Consider the following 20,865-nt stretch of genomic DNA (forward strand, 5'->3'; position numbering starts at 1 on the left):
GCGGCGGGCGGGTTGTGCGGGGGTCGGTCTCGATTGGAGGCACCTGCGGTCTCGGCGGGGTCACGATGCGCGGGACCGGGCGAACAAGTGCGGATGCGCGGTCCCGGCGCGCCGTACGGTGTTGATCACCGCAGCTCGCGACGGGTCCCCGCTCCGGGGCGTCGTGTGCTGCCCTTTTTTCGCAGACCTTTCCCGTGGGGGGACCACCACCATGCGCACCGCACTCGTACGCCGTACCGTCCTGTCCGCCTCGGCCCTGTCCCTGGCGCTGCTCGCCACCGCGTGCGGCTCCTCCGACAAGGCCGACGCGCAGGACGACACCAAGCCGTCCGCTTCGGCCTCCGCGCCGGCGGCCTCCGCGGCGCCCGCCGCGAAGGCCAAGACGGACGCCGAGCTGGGCGGCCTGCTCGTGACCAAGGCCGACCTGCCGGCTTACGAGTTCGCCGCGGTCCCGCCGTCCGAGGTGGCGATCGGCAGCGCCGCCGCCAGCGACAAGGCCGAGTGCCTGCCCGTCGTCAAGACGCAGGGCGCCGTCACGGTCGGCACGGCCGCCGCAGTGGCGCGGACCAAGGCCGTCGCCCTGCCCAAGGAAGGCGCCACCCCCGAGGAGAAGGCCGCCGCCGGGCTGAAGGCCCTCGGCGCCACCCGCACCTCGGTCACCCTCGCGTCGTACGAGGGCAAGGGCGCGGAGGAGGCCTTCGCGGCCGTAAAGGCCGCGGCCACGTCCTGCGCCGGCGGTTTCACGCTGACCATGGAGGGCGAGACGACGAAGATCGACAAGGTGGTCGCCGGCACCGCCACCGGGGGCGACGAGGCGCTCGCCCTCACCCTGCAGGCTGACGTGGAGGGTACGAAGGTGACGACCGAGACCGTCATCGTGCGCAAGGGCAACACGCTCGCCACCCACACCGCGTCGAGCCTCGCGGGTGTCGCCGACAAGCCGGCGGCCGTCGTGGCCGCGCAGGTCAAGAAGCTCGGCTGAGGCCGGGCGGACCACGCGTCGACCCCCGCCCCGGCGCACACGCCGGGGCGGGGGTTTCGTCTTGTTCAGGTACCGGGCAGGAGACCAACTGAGGCGTACCCTGCGGCTTATGTGCGGAATCGTGGGTTACGTGGGAGCGCAGTCGGCGCTCGATGTGGTCATTGCCGGGCTCAAGCGGCTGGAGTACCGCGGCTACGACTCGGCGGGTGTCGCCGTGCTCGCCGACGGGGGGCTCGCCGCGGTCAAGAAGGCCGGCAAGCTGGTCAATCTGGAGAAGGAACTGGTCGGGCACCCGATGCCGGCCGGTTCCACCGGGCTCGGACACACCCGGTGGGCGACCCATGGCGGTCCCACCGACGTCAACGCCCACCCGCACCTCGACAATGCGGGGCGGGTGGCCGTCGTGCACAACGGGATCATCGAGAACTTCGCCGCGCTGCGCGCCGAACTCACCGAGCGCGGGCACCGGCTGGAGTCCGAGACGGACACCGAGGTGGTGGCGCACCTGCTGGCGGAGCACTTCTCGGCCTGCGGGGACCTCGCCGAGGCGATGCGGCAGGTGTGCCGGCGGCTCCAGGGCGCCTTCACGCTGGTCGCCGTGCACGCCGACGATCCGGACGTGGTGGTCGGCGCGCGCCGGAACTCGCCGCTGGTGGTGGGCGTCGGCGAGGGAGAGAACTTCCTCGCCTCGGACGTGGCCGCGTTCATCGCCCACACCCGGGCCGCGATCGAGCTGGGGCAGGACCAGGTCGTCGAGCTCCGCCGCGACGGTGTCTCGGTGACCAACTTCGACGGGTCGGCCGCGCAGGTGCGGGCGTACCACGTGGACTGGGACGCCTCGGCGGCCGAGAAGGGGGGATACGACTACTTCATGCTCAAGGAGATCGCCGAGCAGCCGAAGGCCGTCGCCGACACCCTCCTGGGCAGGATCGACGCGGACGGCCTGCTGACGCTCGACGAGGTGCGGATCCCCGACTCCGTGCTCCGCGAGGTCGACAAGGTCGTGATCGTGGCGTGCGGTACGGCCTACCACGCGGGCATGATCGCCAAGCTGGCCATCGAACACTGGACCCGCATCCCCTGCGAGACGGAACTGGCGAGCGAGTTCCGCTACCGCGACCCGATCCTGGACCAGCGGACGCTGGTGATCGCGATCTCGCAGTCCGGCGAGACCATGGACACCCTCATGGCGCTGCGGCACGCCCGTGAGCAGGGCGCCAAGGTGCTGGCCGTCTGCAACACGAACGGCTCGACGATCCCGCGCGAATCCGACGCCGTGCTCTACACGCACGCCGGTCCCGAGGTGGCCGTCGCCTCGACCAAGGCGTTCCTGACGCAGCTGGTGGCCTGCTACCTCGTCGCCCTCTACCTCGGGCAGGTGCGGGGCACGAAGTGGGGCGACGAGATCCAGGCGGTCATCCGGGAGCTGTCGGACATCGCCGCGGCGGTGGACACCGTCCTGGAGACCATGGAGCCGGTACGGGCGCTCGCGCGCTCCCTGGCCGACAAGAACACCGTGCTCTTCCTCGGCCGGCACGTCGGCTACCCGGTGGCGCTGGAGGGTGCGCTCAAGCTCAAGGAGCTGGCGTACATGCACGCCGAGGGCTTCGCGGCGGGCGAACTCAAGCACGGGCCGATCGCCCTGATCGAGAAGGACCTGCCGGTGGTGGTCGTCGTACCGTCGCCGCGCGGGCGCTCGGTGCTGCACGACAAGATCGTGTCGAACATCCAGGAGATCCGGGCGCGCGGGGCGCGGACCATCGTGATCGCCGAGGAGGGGGACGAGGCCGTGGTCCCGTACGCCGACCACCTCATCCGCATCCCGGCCACGCCGACGCTGCTCCAGCCGCTGGTGGCGACCGTGCCGTTGCAGGTCTTCGCGTGCGAGCTGGCGACCGCCCGGGGCAACGAGGTGGACCAGCCGCGCAACCTCGCGAAGTCGGTGACGGTGGAGTGATCGGAGCGCGCGGAGCAGGTCGCCGACAATGGGCGCAGTCGGTGACGGTGAAGTGAGCGAAGCGAGTTGTCGTTGTGATTATCGGTGTGGGCATTGACGTTGCCGAGGTCGAGCGGTTCGGCGCCGCGCTGGAGCGAACGCCGAACCTGGCGCAACGGCTCTTCGTCGAAGCCGAGTTGACCCTGCCGGGCGGCGAGCGGCGCGGGACCGCCTCGCTCGCCGCCCGGTTCGCGGCCAAGGAGGCGCTCGCCAAGGCGCTCGGCGCGCCCGGCGGGCTGCTGTGGACCGACGCCGAGGTGTACGTCGAGGACAGCGGGCAGCCCCGGCTGCGCGTGTCGGGGACGGTCGGGGCGCGGGCGGCGGAGCTGGGCGTGCGGTCCTGGCACCTCTCGATGAGCCACGACGCGGGCATCGCGTCCGCTGTGGTGATCGCCGAGGGTTAGCGGGCACGCTGGTGCCATGCGTACTGCTTACAGCGTGGAGACCGTACGGGCCGCCGAGCGCGAGCTGATGGCCCGGCTGCCCGAGGGCGCCCTGATGGCGCGGGCGGCGGCCGGACTGGCCGCCGTCTGCGCCCGGTTGCTGCCCCGGGTGTACGGGGCACGCGTGGTGCTGCTGGTCGGCCCGGGGGACAACGGGGGCGACGCGCTGTACGCGGGCGCGCGCCTGGCCCGCCGCGGGGCCTCGGTGACGGCGGTGGCGATGGATCCGGCGCGGGTGCACGCGGGCGGGCTGGCCGCGCTGCGGGCCGCCGGCGGGCGGCTGGCCGGGGAGGTGCCGCCGCGGGCGGACCTCGTCGTGGACGGGCTCGTCGGCATCGGCGGCCGGGGCGGGCTGCGGCCGGCCGCGGCCGCGCTGGTGGAGCGGATCCCGGCGGGCGCGGCGGTCGTCGCGGTGGACCTGCCGAGCGGGGTGGACGCGGACACCGGTGAGGTGGCGGGGGCGGCCGTACGGGCCGACGTCACCGTGACCTTCGGGGCGCACAAGCCGGGGCTGCTGATCGATCCGGGGGCCTCGCTGGCCGGGGCGGTGCACCTGGTGGACATCGGCCTGACCCTCCCGGAGCCCCCGGACGTGCAGGCCCTGCAGCACGCCGACGTGGCCGGGCTGCTGCCGGTGCCGTCGCGGACGAGCGACAAGTACCGGCGGGGCGTGGTCGGCATCGTCGCCGGGTCCGCGCGCTACCCGGGCGCGGCGGTCCTCGCGGTGGCGGGGGCGCTGCGGGGCGGCGCGGGCGCGGTGCGCTACGTCGGACCGGCGGCCGTCGCGGAGGCGGTCCTGGCCCGCTACCCGGAGACGCTGATCGGGCCGGGCCGCGTCCAGGCGTGGGTGGTCGGACCGGGCCTGGGCGACGAGGACGGCTCGCGGGCGCTGTCGGAGCCGGTGCCGGTACTGGTGGACGCCGACGGGCTGCGCGGACTGGACCCCGCGGCGCTGCGGGCGCGGGCGGCGCCGACCCTGCTGACCCCGCACGCGGGGGAGGCGGCGGCGCTGCTCGGGGTCGCGCGGGAGGTGGTGGAGGCGGGGCGGCTGACCGCGGTGCGGGAGCTCGCGGAGCGCTACGGAGCGGCGGTCCTGCTGAAGGGGTCGACGACGCTGGTCGCCTCCGGCGGTTCCCCTGTCCGGGTGAACCCGACCGGGACTCCGTGGCTGGCCACCGCCGGGAGCGGGGACGTGCTGTCCGGGCTGGCGGGGTCCCTCCTGGCGGGCGGCCTCTCGGGGCCGGACGCGGGGGCGGTGGCGGCGTACCTCCACGGCCTGGCGGCCCGTCTGGCCGGCGGCCCCCTGCTGGCGCAGCAGGTGGCCGAAGCCCTGCCGGAGGCGTGGCGCGACGTCTCCGCTGCGCGGGCCTAGGTCGTCTCTTTCGGATCGTGGCGGCGGCCGAGCCCGCGGCGTTTGGTGCCGTGCACGGCAAGGCGGAGGGGCGTGTCGCGTACTGGACGTACTGGGGCGCCCCGACGACGCGGCCAGGTGCGGTGCCAGGCGTCGCGGGCCCGGCAAGATCCGAAAGAGACGGCCGAGACCGGGGACTTGGCGGCCCGGCCCCGTGCGTCGGCGCCGGCCGGGTGCAGGACCGGGGCTCCGCCCCGTACCCCCGCGCCTCGAACGCCGGCGGGGCCGGATCTGCCGGGGCCGGATCTGCCGGGCGTCGGCCTGCGCGGGCCGCCGTGGGACGGAGGTGTCGACCGGGCGTGGGGCCGGGCTCTGAGAGACTGGGGGGGATGAACGAGACACCCACGCGCGTGTACGCCGAGATCGATCTTGAGGCCGTACGGGAGAACGTGCGCGCACTGCGCGCGCTGGCACCCCGTTCCGGCCTGATGGCCGTCGTCAAGGCGGACGCCTACGGGCACGGAGCCCTGGCCTGCGCCAAGGCCGCACAAGAGGCCGGGGCGACGTGGCTCGGGACCGCCACGCCCGAGGAGGCGCTCGCGCTCCGCGCCGCCGGGATCCGCGGACGGATCCTGTGCTGGCTGTGGACCCCCGGCGGGCCGTGGCGGGAGGCCGTCGAGGCCGATGTGGACGTGTCCGTCAGCGGGATGTGGGCCCTGGACGAGGTACGGGAAGCCGCCCGAGCCGCCGGGCGGACCGCGCGGATCCAGCTCAAGGCGGACACCGGGCTCGGCCGCAACGGCTGCCAGCCCGCCGACTGGGCGGAGCTGGTCGGCGCGGCCGTCGCCGCCCAGGCCGAGGGAACCGTCGTCATCACCGGCGTCTGGTCCCACTTCGCCTGCGCCGACGAGCCGGGCCACCCCTCCATCGCACCCCAGCTGTCAGCCTTCCGCGACATGCTCGCCTACGCGGAGAAGGAGGGGGTCGAGCCCGAGGTCCGGCACATCGCCAACTCGCCCGCGACCCTCACCCTGCCGGAGAGCCACTTCGACCTCGTGCGCTGCGGGCTGGCGGTCTACGGGGTCTCGCCCGCTCCCGAGCTCGGCACTTCCGCCGAGCTCGGCCTGCGGCCCGCCATGGCCCTGAAGGCCTTCGTGGCCCTGGTCAAGGAGGTGCCCGCCGGGCACGGCGTCAGTTACGGGCACCACTACGTGACCAAGGAAGAGACCCGTCTCGCGCTGATCCCGGCGGGTTACGCCGACGGGATCCCGCGGCACGCCTCGGGCCGCGGCGCCATCCTCCTCGGCGGCCGGACGAGGTACGTGGCCGGGCGCGTCGCCATGGACCAGTTCGTCGTGGACCTCGACGGCGACGACCACGTCCGCGCGGGCGACGAGGCCGTCATCTTCGGCGACGGCACGCACGGCGAACCCACCGCCGAGGACTGGGCTCGAGCGGCGGACACCATCGCGTATGAGATCGTCACCCGTATCGGGGCGAGGGTGCCCCGGGTGTACCGCAACGGGCCCCGCAACGGCTGAATGAGGACGGCGGCGTGAGCGAGAACTGGCGCAAGGCCGGCTGGGCCGGCGCCGCCATCGGCGTGATAGCCGCGGGCGCGGCGGCCGGTGTCGCGGTCGAACGGATCACCGTCGGGCGCGGCATGCGCATGAAGGCGCGCCTCGCCCTCGACGCGACCGGCGACTACGGTTCGCTGCGCGGAGCCCCCGGCACCGCACGGGCCGAGGACGGCACCGCGCTCTACTACGAGGTCGACGAGCTGCCCGAGGAGGGCAAGCGCCGGCGGCTGCGCCGCAAGACCCCGGCCCAGCCGACCGTCGTCTTCTGCCACGGCTACTGCCTCGATCAGGACTCCTGGCACTTCCAGCGCGCCGCCCTGCGCGGTCTGGTCCGCGCCGTGTACTGGGACCAGCGCAGCCACGGCCGCAGCGCGCGCGGCCTCGCCCAGGCCGACGGCGTACCGGTCACCTTCGAGCAGCTCGGCCGCGACCTGGCGGCCGTCATCGCGGCAGCCGCCCCCGAGGGCCCGCTGGTCCTCGTCGGTCACTCGATGGGCGGTATGACCGTCATGGGACTGGCAGACCAGTTCCCCGAACTCGTCCGGGACCGGGTGGTCGCGGTGGCGCTGGTCGGCACCTCCAGCGGCGGACTGGGGGAGGTCACGTACGGGCTGCCCTCCGTCGGCTTCGGGGCGGTACGGCGGATCCTGCCCGGTGTGCTCAAGGCGCTCGGCTCGCAGGTGGAGCTGGTGGAGAAGGGCCGACGGGCCACCGCCGACCTGTTCGCCGGCATGGTCAGGAGCTACTCCTTCGCGTCGCGCGACGTGGACCCGGGCGTCGCCCGCTTCGCCGAGCGGCTCATCGAGGGCACGCCCATCGACGTCGTCGCCGAGTTCTACCCGGCCTTCCAGACGCACGACAAGACGGCCGTCCTCCAGCGGTTCGCGGACATCCCCGTCACCGTCATCGCCGGGGACGGCGACATGGTCACCCCGCCCGGCCACAGCCGGGCCATCAAGGAGGCGCTGCCCTCCGCGGAACTGGTGGTCCTGGAGTCTGCCGGGCACCTGATGATGCTGGAGCACCCGGACACCGTGACCGGGCTGCTCGTCGAGCTGATGGCGCGCACCGGTCTGGTGTCCGTACCGGCTAACGTTGGCGGGCATGGAAGAAGTACCGCGGGAAGCACCGCGCAGCCAGGGCCAGGGCCAGGAGCAGGTACCGGAGCGGGCGCAGGCGGCTGACGCCGCAGCGCACGTCACGGTCGGCTCGCCCGACGCCATGCAGGACCTCGGCCGGAGGATCGCGGCGCTGCTGCGCCCCGGCGACCTCGTCCTGCTCACGGGGGAGCTGGGCGCCGGCAAGACCACTTTGACCCGCGGCCTCGGCGAGGGCCTCGGCGTGCGCGGGGCGGTGACCTCGCCGACGTTCGTGATCGCCCGGGTCCACCCGTCGCTGACCGGCGGTCCGGCCCTGGTGCACGTGGACGCGTACCGGCTGGGCGGCGGGCTGGACGAGATGGAGGACCTGGACCTCGACGTCTCCCTGCCCGAGTCCGTCGTCGTCGTGGAGTGGGGCGACGGCAAGGTCGAGGAGCTGTCCGACGACAGGCTGCACGTGGTGATCCGGCGCGCGGTCGGCCACGAGGAGGTCCTCGACGACGTACGGGAGGTCGCGGTCCGCGGTGTCGGTGCGCGCTGGTCCGCCGGGGCCGGTCTGGAGACCCTCGCGGGCGTCCTCTCGGAGTGAACGTGCCGACAACGCGTCGGCAAGATATTGCGCGGGCGGCAGCGCGCGTGGTCACATGGTACCGAGGGCTGGTTAGGCGTACCTAAGTACAGACTGGCCCCGTCCAGGAGGCAGCCATGTCGACAGCAGGACCAGCGCGCGTCCCCCGGGCGTCCGGCGTGTCCATGGGGGCGCTGCTCGCAGCGGGCGCCGCCGCCAGTGCCGTGTCGACGCCGCCCGCGCGCCGACACGCCGAGGAACCGGATCCCGCAGGGGCGGGGGCCGAGGAGAGCGAGCGGCCCGCCGCGGAGTCCGAGGCGGCCTGAGGACGCCGGGGCGGACGCGGCGCGGGCACAGAGGCATCGGAGGTCGCCCGTACGGGTGGAGTCGGCGTACCGGAGCTCGTCAGGGAACGACGACGACCTTTGCGCCGATCGTCGCGAAGGCCCACATCGCGTCGCCGTCCGCGCGCGTCATGCGGACACCGCCGGTCTTCTTGTTCGGGTCGGGCGCCGGCAGGGTGTTGTCCACCCGGGCGCTGAAGCCGACCACGACGCCCTGGGGGCTGGCGAACCGGACCACGTGCTCGATCGGCACCCCGTCCGAGCCGGTCACCGCGCCCTGGCGGGAGCCCACCGTGTAATTGCCCGGCGCCGGGTGGACCGTGCTCGGCATCACCGCGAACGACTTCGGCTCCGCTGCGGTGGCGTCCACCAGCCACACGCGCTTCGCGCTCAGGGAGTACACGACGCGCGCCCCGGAACCGGAGCCGGACGGGAGGGGCACCGGCTTCGCCGGGTCCGTCTTGGGGGCGCCCGCGCTCGGGGCGGGCGGGGGAGTCTGCGCGACGGCCTTCGGCGGGTGCGCGGGGGCGGTGGCGGATGCCTGGTAGCCGAGGAAGCCGACGACGGCGAGTGCCGCGACGGTGAGCCCGGCCACGATTCCCGAGCTGCTGCGTGCCACCTTGCTCCACCTCTCCGCATGGTCCATGTCGTCGGACGGCCGGCCCGACCGTCCTTCGAACGATCAGCTGAACGATCGGTCGAACGGTCAGGTCGAGACCTGGGTCGAAGGTAGCAGCCGGGGTGCCCGCAGACCGGCCGCAAGGGCACGGGGCCCCGGAGTCGTAGGCTGTTCGCGTGCTCTTGCTCGCTGTAGATACCGCCACGCCCGCCGTCACCGTCGCCCTGCACGACGGCGAGTCCGTACTCGCCGAGTCGAACCAGGTCGACGCCCGCCGCCACGGGGAGCTCCTGCTGCCCGCCGTCGACAAGGTCCTCGCGCAGGCGGGGGTCACCCTCGAGGCCGTCACCGGCATCGTCGTCGGCGTCGGCCCCGGCCCCTACACCGGACTGCGGGTCGGCCTCGTCACCGCCTCCACCTTCGCCTCCGTCCTCGGTGTGCCCGTGTACGGGCTGTGCACCCTCGACGGCCTGGCCCACGCGGCCGGCGCCGCCGGGATCGAGGGCCCCTTCACCGTCGCCACCGACGCGCGGCGCAAGGAGGTCTACTGGGCCCGCTACGAGGACCCGCGCACCCGGCTCGGCGAGCCCGCGGTCGACCGGCCGGCCGACATCGCCGAGCGGGTCGCCGGACTGCCCGCCGTCGGGCAGGGCGCGCGGCTCTACCCGGAGGTCTTCACCGACGCGCGCGACCCCGAGCACCAGTCGGCCGGCGCCCTCGCGGCCCTGGCGGCCGAGCGGCTCGCCGCCGGAGCGGCCTTCGAGAACACCGACGGCCTGCCCCCGGCCCCGCTCTACCTCCGCCGGCCCGACGCCCAGGTGCCCAAGAACTACAAGGTGGTCACCCCGAAGTGACCGGCCCGACCGCCCCGACCGCCAGGGCCGCCGGAGCCGCTCCGGCCGTGGTGCTGCGCGAGATGCGCTGGTGGGACATCGGGCCCGTGCTGGAACTGGAGCACGAGCTGTTCCCCGAGGACGCCTGGTCCGCCGGGATGTTCTGGTCCGAGCTCGCCCGCGCGCGCGGCCCCGAGGCCACCCGCCACTACGTCGTCGCCGAGACGGTGCCCGACAGCGGCTCCGCCGCGGGGTCCGGCCGCCTGGTCGGCTACGCCGGGCTGGCCGCCGCCGGCGACCTGGGCGACGTACAGACCATCGCGGCCGCGCGCGACCAGTGGGGCACCGGACTCGGCGCCCGGCTGCTCACCGACCTGCTGCGCGCCGCGACCGCGTTCGAGTGCGCCGAGGTGCTCCTGGAGGTCCGGGTGGACAACACCCGCGCCCAGAAGCTGTACGAGCGCTTCGGCTTCGAGCCGATCGGCTTCCGGCGGGGCTACTACCAGCCCGGCAACGTGGACGCGCTCGTGATGCGCCTCTCCGATCCCGCCACCTCCCTGCCCCCGACATTCCAAGACGCCGTAAGAAGTGAGACCCATGGCTGACGAACCGCTCGTCCTCGGCATCGAGACCTCCTGCGACGAGACCGGCGTCGGCGTCGTGCGCGGCACCACCCTGCTCGCCGACGCCATCGCGTCGAGCGTCGACGAGCACGCCCGCTTCGGCGGCGTCGTGCCCGAAGTGGCCTCCCGCGCGCACCTGGAGGCGATGGTCCCCACCATCGAGCGCGCCCTGAAGGAGGCCGGGGTCAGCGCCCGCGACCTCGACGGCATCGCCGTCACCGCGGGCCCCGGCCTCGCGGGAGCACTGCTGGTGGGCGTCTCGGCCGCGAAGGCGTACGCGTACGCGCTGGGCAAGCCGCTGTACGGGGTGAACCACCTGGCCTCGCACATCTGCGTCGACCAGCTGGAGCACGGGCCGCTGCCCGAGCCGACGATGGCGCTGCTGGTCTCCGGCGGGCACTCCTCGCTGCTGCTGGCTCCCGACATCACCTCCGACGTACGGCCGCTCGGCGCGACCATCGACGACGCGGCGGGCGAGGCCTTCGACAAGATCGCGCGCGTGCTGCAGCTGGGCTTCCCCGGTGGGCCGGTCATCGACCGGCTCGCGCGCGAGGGCGACCCGAGGGCGATCAACTTCCCGCGCGGGCTGACGGGGCCGCGGGACGCGGCCTACGACTTCTCCTTCTCCGGCCTCAAGACCTCGGTCGCCCGCTGGATCGAGGCGAAGCGCAAGGCGGGGGAGGAAGTGCCGGTCCGCGATGTGGCGGCGTCCTTCCAGGAGGCCGTGGTGGACGTGCTGACGCGCAAGGCGATCCGCGCGTGCAAGGACGAGGGCGTCGACCACTTGATGATCGGCGGCGGTGTCGCGGCCAACTCCCGGCTGCGCTCGCTCGCGCAGGAGCGGTGCGACGCCGCGGGGATCGTCCTGCGGGTGCCGCGGCCGGGGCTGTGCACGGACAACGGCGCGATGGTGGCGGCCCTGGGCGCGGAGATGGTCAAGCGGAACAGGCCCGCCTCGGACTGGGACCTGTCGGCGGACTCCTCGCTCCCGGTGACCGACCCGCACGTCCCGGGTCGCGCGCACGACCACGGACACGACCACGGACACGACCACGACCACGTGCACGAACTGAGCAAGGACAACCTGTACTCGTGAGCACCGTCGCACTGATGTGGGAGGCCCGGGCGGTGCCCGGGCGGGGCAACGAGCTGCTGGAGTGGGCCCGTTCGCGGGTCCTGGCCCGAGAGCCGGTGCGGCGCGAGGTGTTCCGGGCGCCGCAGGACCGGGTGCTCGTCATCACCTGGTGGGACGCGCCCGGCGGAGTCTTCGAAGAGCTGCCCGAACTCCCGGAGCCGGAGGCCGACTTGATCACGCGGGCGGTGCACCGCTGGCGCTTCGAGTCGGTCGAGGCCGAGCCCGCCGACGGAAGCTGAGCCTCCGGGCGGGGGTCCGGCGGGTCCGTACGGCCTGCGGATATGGTCATGCACATGCCCCGCTTCGACCTGCCCCCGCCGCCCCCTCCCGCGCACCTGCGCGCCTGGCTCGACGAGGGCACCGTACGGGCCGACCGCGCCCGGTTCCTCAGGGAGCTCGGGCGGCGCAGCCTGGGGTTCGGGCGGCTGCTGCTCCTCTGGTCGGTGTCGGCGGTCTTCGCCCTCGGCTGGTCCTTCGTCGGCATGGCGCTGATGGCCATCGAGAAGCACGATCCGTTCTCGTACCTCTTCGGACTGATCTTCGCCGTACTCGGGGTGGGCGTGCTGATCCCGGCCGGATTCTGGTTCGCCTGGGGGGCCAAGCGGGACCGGCAGGTGCGCCGCCTGATGTGCGCGTGGGCGGAACTGGAACCGGACCCGGCCGCCGACCGGGCGGTGCGCGCGCCGGTGCGCAGCCTGACCTGGCTGCTGGCCTCCTTCGCCCTCGGCGTGCTCGGGCTCTGGGTGACCTTCGGGTCCGCGGCGGCGGCCCGGCCGGGCGAGGACACCTACGGCGAGGTCGCCTACACCATGGGGCTCGGCATGATCCTGTGGATCACGGCCCTGCTCGGCCTCGGCAAGGCGGGCGCGCACTACCGGTGGGCGGTCCGCTTCTACCGCGGCGGACCCGCGTCCTCCTGAGCTCCGGCCCGGGCCTGCGCCGCTGCAGCCGGTGAGCCGATCAGCATCGAGGGCGCCCCGGCGACCCGGGTCAGGAACACGGTCGCCGAACGGGGCCCCTGCGGCTTCACCTTCCTGCGCAGCTCCTCCGGCTCGATCGCCGAGCCGCGCTTCTTCACCGTCAGGATGCCGACGCCGCGCTCGCGCAGCAGCGCCTTGAGCTTCTTCAGGCCGAAGGGCAGTACGTCGGTGATCTCGTACGCGGTCGCGTACGGGGTCGGGAGCAGCTCGTCCGCGGTGATGTACGCGATGGTCGGGTCGATCAGCCGGCCGCCCAGCCGCTCGGCCACCTCGGCGACGAGGTGGGCCCGGATGACCGCGCCGTCGGGCTCGTAGAGGTAGCGGCCGACGGGCCCGGCCTGCGGGTCGGGCAGCGGATCGGCGGTCGCCAGCGCGCGCGGCCCGGGCAGCAGGGTGGCGCGGATCTCGCCCGGCGCGGTCCCGAACCACAGGACGGCCTCCTTCACGTCGCCGTGGTCGGAGATCCACTCGGCTTCGGCGTCCGCCGGAACGGCCTCGTGGGGGATCCCGGGGGCGATCTTGATGGCGGCGAACTTCGCGGCGCGGGCGGTCTCCACGGCCCACGACAGCGGCGGGGAGTACGACTCCGGGTCGAAGATGCGGCCGCGACCGCCCCGGCGGGCCGGGTCGATGAAGACGGCGTCGTAGCCGGCGGTGTCGACCTCGGTCACGTCGGCCTCCCGGACCTCGATCAGGTCCGCCAGGCCCAGCGCCCGGGCGTTGGCGCGCGCCACGGCGACGGTCAGCGGGTCGTGGTCCACCGCGAGGACGCGGATGCCGAGCCGGGCCAGGGCCAGGGCGTCGCCGCCGATGCCGCAGCACAGGTCCGCGAGGCTGCGTACGCCCAGGGCGGCGAGCCGCTCGGCGCGGTACGAGGCCACCGACGCGCGGGTGGCCATCTCGCCGCCGCCGGGCGTGAAGTACATCCGGTGGGCGTCCTCGGCCCCGAACTTGGCCACCGCGCGCTGTCGCAGGCGGGCCTGCCCGAGGGCCGCGGAGACGAGCGCGGCGGGGTGTTCGCGGCGCAGCCGGGTGGCGACGGCGAGCTCCTGGGCGGGGTCGTAGTCCCGGAGCGAGTCGAGGAGGGCGTGGCCCTCGGGGGTGAGGAGCGCGGCGAAGTCTTCGGGGGTCACGGGATCCATTGTCGGCCACGGTGGGCCACTCGGAGGAAGGTCGAATTCCGTTCGCGGTGTCGGCCGGGGCGGGCGCGGGGCGGATGCCAGGATGCTCAGCTATGCAGCTAGTCCGACAAAAGGAACATAAGACGCAACAGGGTCACCGGATCGCGGCAGCAGCGCGAGGCCGGTTGGGGACGGCCGCGACGGCCGCACTCCTGGTCTCCGTGGTGGCGACCGGATGCGGATCCTCGGAGCCCGGGACGCCGGACAAGGCCGCGAAGGCGAAGGCCTCCGCCGGCGCCGAGCCCGCCGGCGCGGCCGGAGCGCTCGGCGGCCAGGCCGCGAAGCTGAAGGCGGCCCAGCAGGCGCGGGCGGTCGCGGCGAAGAAGTGGGGCCTGGCCACACCGCCGCTCATGGCCCCGGCGGCGCCCAAGTCGAAGCCGGAGATCACCACCCGGGACGGCTTCGAGGTGGAGGACCAGGAGAACCTGCCGCCGGTCTTCACCACCATTCCCACGGAGGAGAAGGTCGTCTTCCTGACGATCGACGACGGCGCGGAGAAGGACCCCGAGTTCCTGAAGATGATGCAGGAGCTGAAGCTCCCGTACACCGCGTTCCTGAGCGACTACCTGGTGCGGGACAACTACCCGTACTTCAAGGCGATGCAGGCCGCGGGCGTCACGCTGAACAACCACACGCTCAACCACCGCTACATGCCGGCGCTCTCCTACGAGAAGCAGCGCCAGGAGATCTGCGGGCAGCAGGACACGATCCAGAAGCAGTTCGGCAAGCGGCCGACGCTGTTCCGCCCGCCGTACGGCAACTACAACGAGGACACGCTGCGCGCGGCCAAGTCCTGCGGCATCAAGGCCGTTCCGCTGTGGAACGAGGAGGCCTTCCCGAACAGGATGGACTGGCGGGAGTGGGACAAGGACCTGCATCCTGGAGACATCATCCTCACGCACTTCCGGGGCAAAGAGGACTGGAAGGGCAGCATGACTGACATGATCCGTCATGTCATGAAGACCGTCACGGCAAAGGGTTACGCCGTGGCTCGCTTGGAGGACTACTTGTGAGGTACGCGCGCCGGTTGGTGGCCGCAACGCTGGTGACCGGCGCGCTGGCCCTGTCCCTGGCGGGGTGCGGGGACGGCGTCGAACCCACCGAACGGATGGGCCGCAAGGCGACGGGGGGCAAGGAGTCGGCGTCGCCTTCGGCCGCCGCCTCCCCCTCCGGGGTGGGGAGGGGTCCGACGGCAGGACCGGGCACCGCGGGGGACGAGGCGTACAAGAAGTGGGGCCTGAACGCGCCCCTCCAGTACGCCCCCAAGCCGACGGCCAAACCCTCGATCCCGCCGGCGAAGCCGGGCAGGGCCCAGGTCCTGGACCGAATACCCGTCCCGGCGGACGACAAGGTCGTCTTCCTGACGTTCGACGACGGCGCCGAGAAGAGCCCCGAGTTCCTGGAGATGGCCGCCGACCTGAAGCTGCCGATCGGCATGTTCCTGACGGACAGCATCGCCGCGTCGGACTACGGCCACTTCGAGAAGCTCCGCGACAACGGCTCCGGCAGCACGGTGAACAACCACACCCTGACCCACCCGAATCTCCGGACGCTGCCCTTCGAGGCGCAGAAGAAGGAGATATGCGGCCAGCAGGAACGCCTGGAGAAGCGCTTCGGTACGAAGCCGCCCCGCTTCCGCCCGCCGTACGGGAACTACAACGACGACACCCTCAGGGCCGCGCACGAGTGCGGGATATCGCAGATGCTCCTGTGGCGCGTGTCGATGCAGATCAACAACTTCCAGTACGCCGAGGGATCTGCGCTCAAACCCGGCGACATCATCCTGGCCCACTTCCGCGGCCCGTCGGAGCTCAAGGGCACGACGGAGACCGAGATGACGACCCGGATGCTCCAGCGGATACAGGAGCAGGGCTACAGGATCGGGCGGCTGGAGGACTACCTGTAGGCCGTCTCTTTCGGATCCTGCCGGGCGACAAGATCCGAAAGAGACGGCCCGGCCCGGTCCTGTCGCGCAGGGGGGCCGGAGGCGGACCGCCCCGGCCCCTTCAGCCCGGCTGCGGGCTCAGTACCGGAGTGATCGTCGTCTCCACCGGTCCGTGGCTGTCCGCCTCGCGCTGGCGTTCCGCGCTGTCGGATATGCGGAGCAGCAGGGCGATCATGATCCAGTTGGCCAGCAGGGACGAGCCTCCGCTGGCCAGGAAGGGCAGGGCCTTGCCCGTCAGCGGGATCAGGCCCGTGACCCCGCCGGCCACCACGAAGACCTGCAGGGCGAGCGCGGAAGCCAGGCCCATGGCGAGCAGCTTGCCGAAGGGGTCGCGCGCGCCCAGCGCCATCCGCAGCCCCCGCTGCACGAGGAGCGCGTACAGGACGAGGACGGCCATGACGCCCGCCAGGCCGAGCTCCTCGCCCACCGTCGTCAGGATGAAGTCGCTGCGGCCGGCGAAACCGAGCAGTTCAGGGTGGCCCATGCCGAGTCCCGTGCCGGTGATGCCGCCGGTGCCGAAGCTGAACAGCGCCTGCGCGGACTGGTCCGAGATGATGCCCGGCGGCCGGGGGTCCCAGTAGTAGGACAGCGGGTCGAGCCACGCGGCCACGCGCGCCTTGACGTGCGGCTCCGTCGAGCCCACGACGAAGGCGCCCACGCACGACAGGAGCAGGCCGCAGACGATCCAGCCGGTGCGTTCGGTGGCGACGTAGAGCATCACCACGAAAACGCCGAAGAAGATCAGCGAGGTGCCGAGGTCGCGCTCGAGGACGAGGACGATCAGCGACACGATCCATACCGTGATGATCGGTCCGAGCTGGCGCATCGGGGGCATCTGCACGCCCAGGAACTTGCGGCCCGAAAGGGCCAGGGAGTCGCGGTGGATGACCAGGTAGCCCGCGAAGAAGATCGCGATCATGATCTTCACGAACTCGCCGGGCTGGAGCGAGAGCCCGCCGACGACGATCCAGCGCTTCGCCCCGTAGGTGTCCGCGCCGAAGAACGCGGGCGCGATCAGCGCCACCAGCGCGACGGCCATCGTGATGTAGATGAACCGCTGCAGCAGCCGGTGGTCGCGCAGGACCCCCAGCACCGCGATGCAGGCCGCGACGCCGACCACCGACCACATCAGCTGGCCGGGCGCCGTCGCCGGCGAGCCGTACCGCTCGAGGTACCCCTGGTCGAGGCGGTGCAGCAGCACCAGCCCCATCCCGGTCAGCAGCAGGGCGAGGGGGAAGATCAGCGGATCCGCGTACGCCGCGAACCGGCGCACGGCCAGGTGCCCCACGAGCGCGAGCAGCGTCATGCTGAGCACGAAACCGGTGAGGCCGGGCGGCAGCGTGTCGTTCATCGCCAGGCTCGCGCTGATGTGGCCGAAAATGGTCACGCAGAGGACGAGGACGAGCAGCAGCGCTTCGGTGCGGCGTCGCGCGCCCGCCGCCGTCAGAGGTGTCAGTCCACGCACGGGATGCCGCCGCCGTCGATGGCGGTGATGCCGCTGTCCTTCGACGGGGTGGGTGCGGGTGCGGAGCCCGGGGCGGGTGCGCCAGGAGCCGACGCGGAGCGGTCCGGCGCGGGCGTGCCCGCCGATGAGGGAGCGGCGCCCGGTGCGCTCGGGCTCGCAGAGGCCTTGGGACCGATCTGCTCGGCAATGAGGCGCTTTATCTTCATATCGTCTACGACGTTTATCTCCGAGCCATGGTTCCTGTCGAATCGCTCGATGGGAAGGGTCACAAACTCGACGTTGCCCCCGGAAAGGCTCTTGGCCTGCTTGAGGAACGCCAGCAGATCCCACCCCTGATCAGTGACGACGTCCTGTTTCGCGGTGTCGATCAGCTTGATCAGCTTCACCGGATCGGTGAAGGTTCCGGCCTGGTTCAGCTTGTGCGTCACCCCCGCGAGGAAGGCCTGCTGCCGCTTCGTCCGGTCCAGGTCGCCCATGGTCAGCCCCATCCGCTGGCGGACGAAGGCCAGCGACTGCTCCCCGTTCAGCGTGTGCCGCCCGGCCGCGAAGTCGGCCCCGGAGTTCTTGTCCTTCACGGCGTGGTTCAGGCACACCGGCACGCCGTCCAGCGCGTCCGCCAAGTGGTAGAAACCGGCCAGGTTCAGCTCGGCGAAGTGGTCGATCGGCACCCCGAGGAAGGCGCGGACCGTCTCGATCTCCGCCTTGCGCCCCGCTTCGCGCCCCTCGCGCTCCAGCTGCCGCTTGTCCGTGACCCCCCGGGCGGAGAGCTGCTCCTCCGTCGTGGCCTTCGCCCTCCCGTACGCCTCTTTGATCTTCGCCTTGCCCGTGTGGCCGGGCACGCCGCGCAGGTCGACGAAGTTGTCGCGCGGTACCGAGAACGCCTTGGCCTTGCTCCCGTCGCCCGGGACGTGGAGAAGGATCAAGGTGTTGGTGTTGTAGCCGCCGACCTGGGAGCTCGCGCCCGCGTGCAGCTTGTCGAGGACCTCCGGCGGCAGGTCCTCGCCGTTCTGGTCGCGCCGGCTGTCCAGCCCCATCAGCAGGATGTTCGTATCGCCGGACTTCGACTTCTCGGCGCCCTCCAGGGCCTTGGAGCTGCCGATGCTGGAGGCCAGGTCCCGGTACAGGTACCAGGCCGAGCCGCCGCCGATCACCGCCAGCGCGCAGCCGCCCGCCAGCAGGGTGCGGACGAGCCGGGTCCGGCGCGAGGGCCTGCGGCGGCGGGTCGCGGGGGCCTGCGGCCGTTCCCGTCCCGGGGGCTTCCTGCGGTGGGCGCTCATGCCTGTCGATGGTGGGGGAGCGGTGCTGAAGGAATCCTGAAGGTCCTGAAGCCGCCTTCAGGGACGGGGCGCGGCGGGACCGCGCTCCGGCACGCGGAGCATGAACCGCGCGCCCGCGCCCCCGGCGGACGCGGGGAGCGCCCGGACCTCGCCGCCGTGCGCCCGCGCGATCTCCCGGGCGATGGCCAGGCCCAATCCGGTGCCGCCGCTGGTCCGGCCCCGGTCCGCGTCCAGTCGTACGAACCGCTCGAAGACCCGGTCCCGGTCCGCCTCCGGGATGCCCGGCCCGTCGTCCTCGACCTCCAGCAGCGCCCAGCCGTCGCCGCTCGCAGCCGCCCGGACGGTGACCCGGGTGCGGGCGTACCGCAGGGCGTTGTCCACGAGGTTGGCCAGCGCCCGCTCCAGCCGCGCCGGATCCCCGGCGGCCGGTACGGGGGCCCGCGCGTCCAGCCGTAGCGCGACCCGGGGCTCCGGGCGCCGCGCCACGTCCTCGGCGGCCAGCAGCGCGAGGTCCACCGGCTCGGTGCGCGGCGCGGGTCCGCCGTCCAGGCGGGCCAGCAGGAGGAGGTCGGCCGCGATGCCCTGGAGCCGCTCGGTGTCGGCCAGGGCGGCCGCCACCGACTCCCGGTCGGGGTCGCGCAGCGCCACCTCCAGCCGGGACCGGACGGCCGCGAGGGGGTTGCGCAGCTCGTGCGAGGCGTCGGCGGTGAACTGCCGCTGCCGGGCGTCACCGCGCTCCAGGCGGTCGAGCGTGTCGTTGACGGTCCGGGCCAGCCGTGCGATCTCGTCGGCGCCGCCCGGGTCGGGGACCCGGCGGTCCAGCTCGCTCGCGGTGACCGCGGCCAGCTCGGTGCGGATCGCGGTGACGGGGCGCAGCGCGTGCCCCGTCACCCACCACGCCAGTGCCGCCGAGAAGGCGATCAGCGGGGGCGCGCCGGCCAGCAGGCCGACCGCGACGGCCCGGTTGGCGTCCTCGACGTCGCCGAGCACGGTCATGGCGTAGACGGTGTGCGGGGCGCGCGCCCCCGGCGGGCCGGGCGCCTCCACGGCGACCACCACGCGCCGGTGCCCGCCGGGTCCCGCGGGAGGCAGGATCGCCGAGCGCACGTCGTCGCCGGTTGCGGGGCGCAGCCCGGCGAGCCCGGAGCTCTGCCCCGGGTCCCCGCTGGTGGCCACGACGGCGCCGGCCGCGTCCCGTACGAGGACCAGATCGACCCCGCCCTCGGGTGCGGGCAGCCGCCCGTCGGCCGGGAGGGCCGCGGTGTCGAGACGGGCGGCGACCTTGCGGGCCGCGAGCTCGGCGCGGCCGGTGGTGTTCTCGATGAGGTTGGCGCGCAGCAGCGTGTACAGCCAGAGCCCGCCGGCGGCGAGGACGGCGGCCATCGCGAGGGCGGCGGCCGCGGCGGCGCGGGCCCGCAGGCCGGCGGGGCGCCGGGGCCGGCGCCGGGCCGTGGGCCGGGGCCTATCCACCGTCGGCGGCCATCCGGTAGCCGGTGCCGTGGACGGTGAGGATCGAGCGCCGGCCGAAGGGGGCGTCGATCTTCCGGCGGAGCGAGGAGACGTAGACCTCGACGATGTTCGGGTCGATGCCGTGCGGGGCGTCCCAGACCTCGTCGAGGATGTCCTGCTTGGCGACGGCCCGGCCGGGCTGCTCCATCAGGCAGGCCAGCACGCCGAGCTCCCGGGAGGTCAGCTCGATCTCGTGGGCGCCGCGGCGGCAGCGGCGGCCGCGCGGGTCGAGGAGGAGGTCGCCGGCCTGCAGGACGCTGGGGCGCCCGGCGGCGGCGCGGCGGGCGAGCGCGCGCAGGCGGGCGGCGAGGACGACGAAGGAGAACGGCTTCGTGAGGTAGTCGTCGGCGCCCGAGTCCAGGCCGTCGGCCTCGTCGTACTCGCCGTCCTTGGCGGTCAGCATGAGGACCGGGGTGGAGTCGCCGTGGGCGCGCATGCGCCCGCAGATCTCGTAGCCCGAGAGCCCGGGGAGCATCAGGTCCAGGACGACGACGTCGTACGGCCCCCCGGTGAGGGCGAGGTCCAGCCCGCGGTGCCCGTCGTGGGCGAGGTCGACCCAGTGACCGTCGGCGCCGAGCCCGCGCCGCAAGGACTCGGCGAGGCCCATTTCGTCTTCGACGACCAGGATGCGCATGGACCAAGCGTCACATACCGCCCCACTCCGCCCACCCCTGCCGCCCCTCGTTCCCCGACGCGCCCGCCCGCGACGACCCGACGGGGCCGGGCGGGCCGGCCGCAGCCGACCGGCGGGGCGGGGGGCCCGCGGGGGCCGCCCGGGGTGGGGTTCCGGGGCGCCTCCGGGCGCCCAGGACGGCGAAACCAGCGGCGCGTATTGGCACTCCGCTTGACCGAGTGCTAATCCCCGGAATAGTCTCGCGTCTGGCACTCGCCCCTGGTGAGTGCCAACACAGCGACAGGCAGATCCGGCACCCGC

General features: G+C 73.4%; 21 protein-coding genes. 15 read left to right on the forward strand and 6 right to left on the reverse strand.

Going from position 1 to position 20,865, the window contains the following annotated elements:
• Window positions 1-211: 211 nt before the first annotated feature.
• From ACFWBY_RS08560 to ACFWBY_RS08595, 8 genes are all read left to right on the forward strand, one after another.
• A complete protein-coding gene (locus tag ACFWBY_RS08560) occupies window positions 212-982 on the forward strand; it encodes a hypothetical protein (RefSeq protein WP_385335863.1) in 771 nt (256 codons plus the stop codon).
• 109 nt (window positions 983-1,091) lie between these two features.
• Window positions 1,092-2,939 carry a glutamine--fructose-6-phosphate transaminase (isomerizing) gene (glmS, locus tag ACFWBY_RS08565; RefSeq protein WP_385335861.1) on the forward strand — a complete coding sequence of 616 codons (1,848 nt, stop codon included), beginning with the start codon at window positions 1,092-1,094 and terminating at the stop codon, window positions 2,937-2,939.
• Between the two features lie 74 nt (window positions 2,940-3,013).
• On the forward strand, window positions 3,014-3,382 hold the full coding sequence (locus ACFWBY_RS08570; protein ID WP_385335859.1) for a holo-ACP synthase: 369 nt from the start codon (window positions 3,014-3,016) through the stop codon (window positions 3,380-3,382).
• Between the two features lie 16 nt (window positions 3,383-3,398).
• A complete protein-coding gene (locus tag ACFWBY_RS08575) occupies window positions 3,399-4,793 on the forward strand; it encodes an NAD(P)H-hydrate dehydratase (RefSeq protein ID WP_385335857.1) in 1,395 nt (464 codons plus the stop codon).
• Between the two features lie 368 nt (window positions 4,794-5,161).
• Window positions 5,162-6,313: an alanine racemase gene (gene alr / locus ACFWBY_RS08580; protein WP_385335855.1), complete on the forward strand. Its 1,152-nt coding sequence runs from the start codon at window positions 5,162-5,164 to the stop codon at window positions 6,311-6,313.
• Between the two features lie 14 nt (window positions 6,314-6,327).
• On the forward strand, window positions 6,328-7,536 hold the full coding sequence (locus tag ACFWBY_RS08585; RefSeq protein WP_385335852.1) for an alpha/beta fold hydrolase: 1,209 nt from the start codon (window positions 6,328-6,330) through the stop codon (window positions 7,534-7,536).
• The gene (gene tsaE, locus ACFWBY_RS08590; RefSeq protein WP_385335850.1) at window positions 7,457-8,041 is read left to right on the forward strand and encodes a tRNA (adenosine(37)-N6)-threonylcarbamoyltransferase complex ATPase subunit type 1 TsaE; all 585 of its coding nucleotides are present in this window, start codon (window positions 7,457-7,459) and stop codon (window positions 8,039-8,041) included. Before ACFWBY_RS08585 ends, tsaE begins: the two co-directional genes overlap by 80 nt.
• Before the next feature lie 116 nt (window positions 8,042-8,157).
• Entirely contained in the window at window positions 8,158-8,346 is a 189-nt protein-coding gene (locus tag ACFWBY_RS08595) for a hypothetical protein (RefSeq protein ID WP_385335848.1), read from the forward strand.
• A gap of 79 nt (window positions 8,347-8,425) precedes the next feature.
• On the opposite strand, the gene ACFWBY_RS08600 is transcribed toward ACFWBY_RS08595, so the two are convergent.
• Window positions 8,426-8,983, reverse strand: coding sequence for a hypothetical protein (locus ACFWBY_RS08600; RefSeq protein ID WP_385335846.1), 558 nt, complete (start codon window positions 8,981-8,983; stop codon window positions 8,426-8,428).
• A gap of 176 nt (window positions 8,984-9,159) precedes the next feature.
• Here ACFWBY_RS08600 and tsaB point away from each other — a divergent pair, with 176 nt between their 5' ends.
• The 5 genes from tsaB (at window position 9,160) to ACFWBY_RS08625 (ending at window position 12,494) form a co-directional block, all read left to right on the forward strand.
• Window positions 9,160-9,837, forward strand: a complete 678-nt coding sequence (gene tsaB, locus ACFWBY_RS08605) for a tRNA (adenosine(37)-N6)-threonylcarbamoyltransferase complex dimerization subunit type 1 TsaB (protein WP_385335844.1) — start codon at window positions 9,160-9,162, stop codon at window positions 9,835-9,837.
• A 62-nt stretch (window positions 9,838-9,899) separates the two neighbouring features.
• Window positions 9,900-10,421 carry a ribosomal protein S18-alanine N-acetyltransferase gene (gene rimI / locus ACFWBY_RS08610; RefSeq protein WP_385335921.1) on the forward strand — a complete coding sequence of 174 codons (522 nt, stop codon included), beginning with the start codon at window positions 9,900-9,902 and terminating at the stop codon, window positions 10,419-10,421.
• Window positions 10,414-11,535, forward strand: a complete 1,122-nt coding sequence (gene tsaD, locus ACFWBY_RS08615; protein ID WP_385335842.1) for a tRNA (adenosine(37)-N6)-threonylcarbamoyltransferase complex transferase subunit TsaD — start codon at window positions 10,414-10,416, stop codon at window positions 11,533-11,535. The genes rimI and tsaD overlap by 8 nt, the downstream gene beginning before the upstream one ends.
• Window positions 11,536-11,549: 14 nt before the next feature.
• Complete coding sequence (locus ACFWBY_RS08620; protein WP_385335919.1) at window positions 11,550-11,813, forward strand: hypothetical protein; 264 nt, start codon at window positions 11,550-11,552, stop codon at window positions 11,811-11,813.
• 54 nt (window positions 11,814-11,867) lie between these two features.
• On the forward strand, window positions 11,868-12,494 hold the full coding sequence (locus ACFWBY_RS08625; protein WP_385335840.1) for a hypothetical protein: 627 nt from the start codon (window positions 11,868-11,870) through the stop codon (window positions 12,492-12,494).
• Here ACFWBY_RS08625 and ACFWBY_RS08630 read toward each other — a convergent pair.
• Window positions 12,467-13,696, reverse strand: coding sequence for a methyltransferase domain-containing protein (locus ACFWBY_RS08630; protein WP_385335838.1), 1,230 nt, complete (start codon window positions 13,694-13,696; stop codon window positions 12,467-12,469). The genes ACFWBY_RS08625 and ACFWBY_RS08630 overlap by 28 nt on opposite strands.
• A 92-nt stretch (window positions 13,697-13,788) precedes the next feature.
• On the opposite strand from ACFWBY_RS08630, the gene ACFWBY_RS08635 reads away from it, so the two are divergent.
• Window positions 13,789-14,748 (forward strand): polysaccharide deacetylase family protein, encoded by a 960-nt coding sequence (locus ACFWBY_RS08635; RefSeq protein WP_385335836.1) that lies wholly within the window; start codon window positions 13,789-13,791, stop codon window positions 14,746-14,748.
• A 14-nt stretch (window positions 14,749-14,762) separates the two neighbouring features.
• Entirely contained in the window at window positions 14,763-15,641 is an 879-nt protein-coding gene (locus ACFWBY_RS08640) for a polysaccharide deacetylase family protein (protein ID WP_385335917.1), read from the forward strand.
• Window positions 15,642-15,741: 100 nt separating this feature from the next.
• On the opposite strand, the gene ACFWBY_RS08645 is transcribed toward ACFWBY_RS08640, so the two are convergent.
• The 4 genes from ACFWBY_RS08645 to ACFWBY_RS08660 are packed head-to-tail and all read right to left on the reverse strand — an operon-like array spanning window position 15,742 to window position 20,565.
• The gene (locus ACFWBY_RS08645; protein ID WP_385335834.1) at window positions 15,742-17,145 is read right to left on the reverse strand and encodes an FtsW/RodA/SpoVE family cell cycle protein; all 1,404 of its coding nucleotides are present in this window, start codon (window positions 17,143-17,145) and stop codon (window positions 15,742-15,744) included.
• Window positions 17,133-18,422: an LCP family protein gene (locus ACFWBY_RS08650; RefSeq protein ID WP_385335832.1), complete on the reverse strand. Its 1,290-nt coding sequence runs from the start codon at window positions 18,420-18,422 to the stop codon at window positions 17,133-17,135. Before ACFWBY_RS08650 ends, ACFWBY_RS08645 begins: the two co-directional genes overlap by 13 nt.
• Window positions 18,423-18,479: 57 nt before the next feature.
• The gene (locus tag ACFWBY_RS08655; RefSeq protein WP_385335830.1) at window positions 18,480-19,892 is read right to left on the reverse strand and encodes a sensor histidine kinase; all 1,413 of its coding nucleotides are present in this window, start codon (window positions 19,890-19,892) and stop codon (window positions 18,480-18,482) included.
• Window positions 19,885-20,565 (reverse strand): response regulator transcription factor, encoded by a 681-nt coding sequence (locus ACFWBY_RS08660; protein ID WP_385335828.1) that lies wholly within the window; start codon window positions 20,563-20,565, stop codon window positions 19,885-19,887. The genes ACFWBY_RS08655 and ACFWBY_RS08660 overlap by 8 nt, the downstream gene beginning before the upstream one ends.
• Window positions 20,566-20,865: the final 300 nt, after the last annotated feature.

The organism is Streptomyces sp. NPDC060049 (assembly GCF_042736715.1).
Lineage (GTDB): Bacteria > Actinomycetota > Actinomycetes > Streptomycetales > Streptomycetaceae > Streptomyces.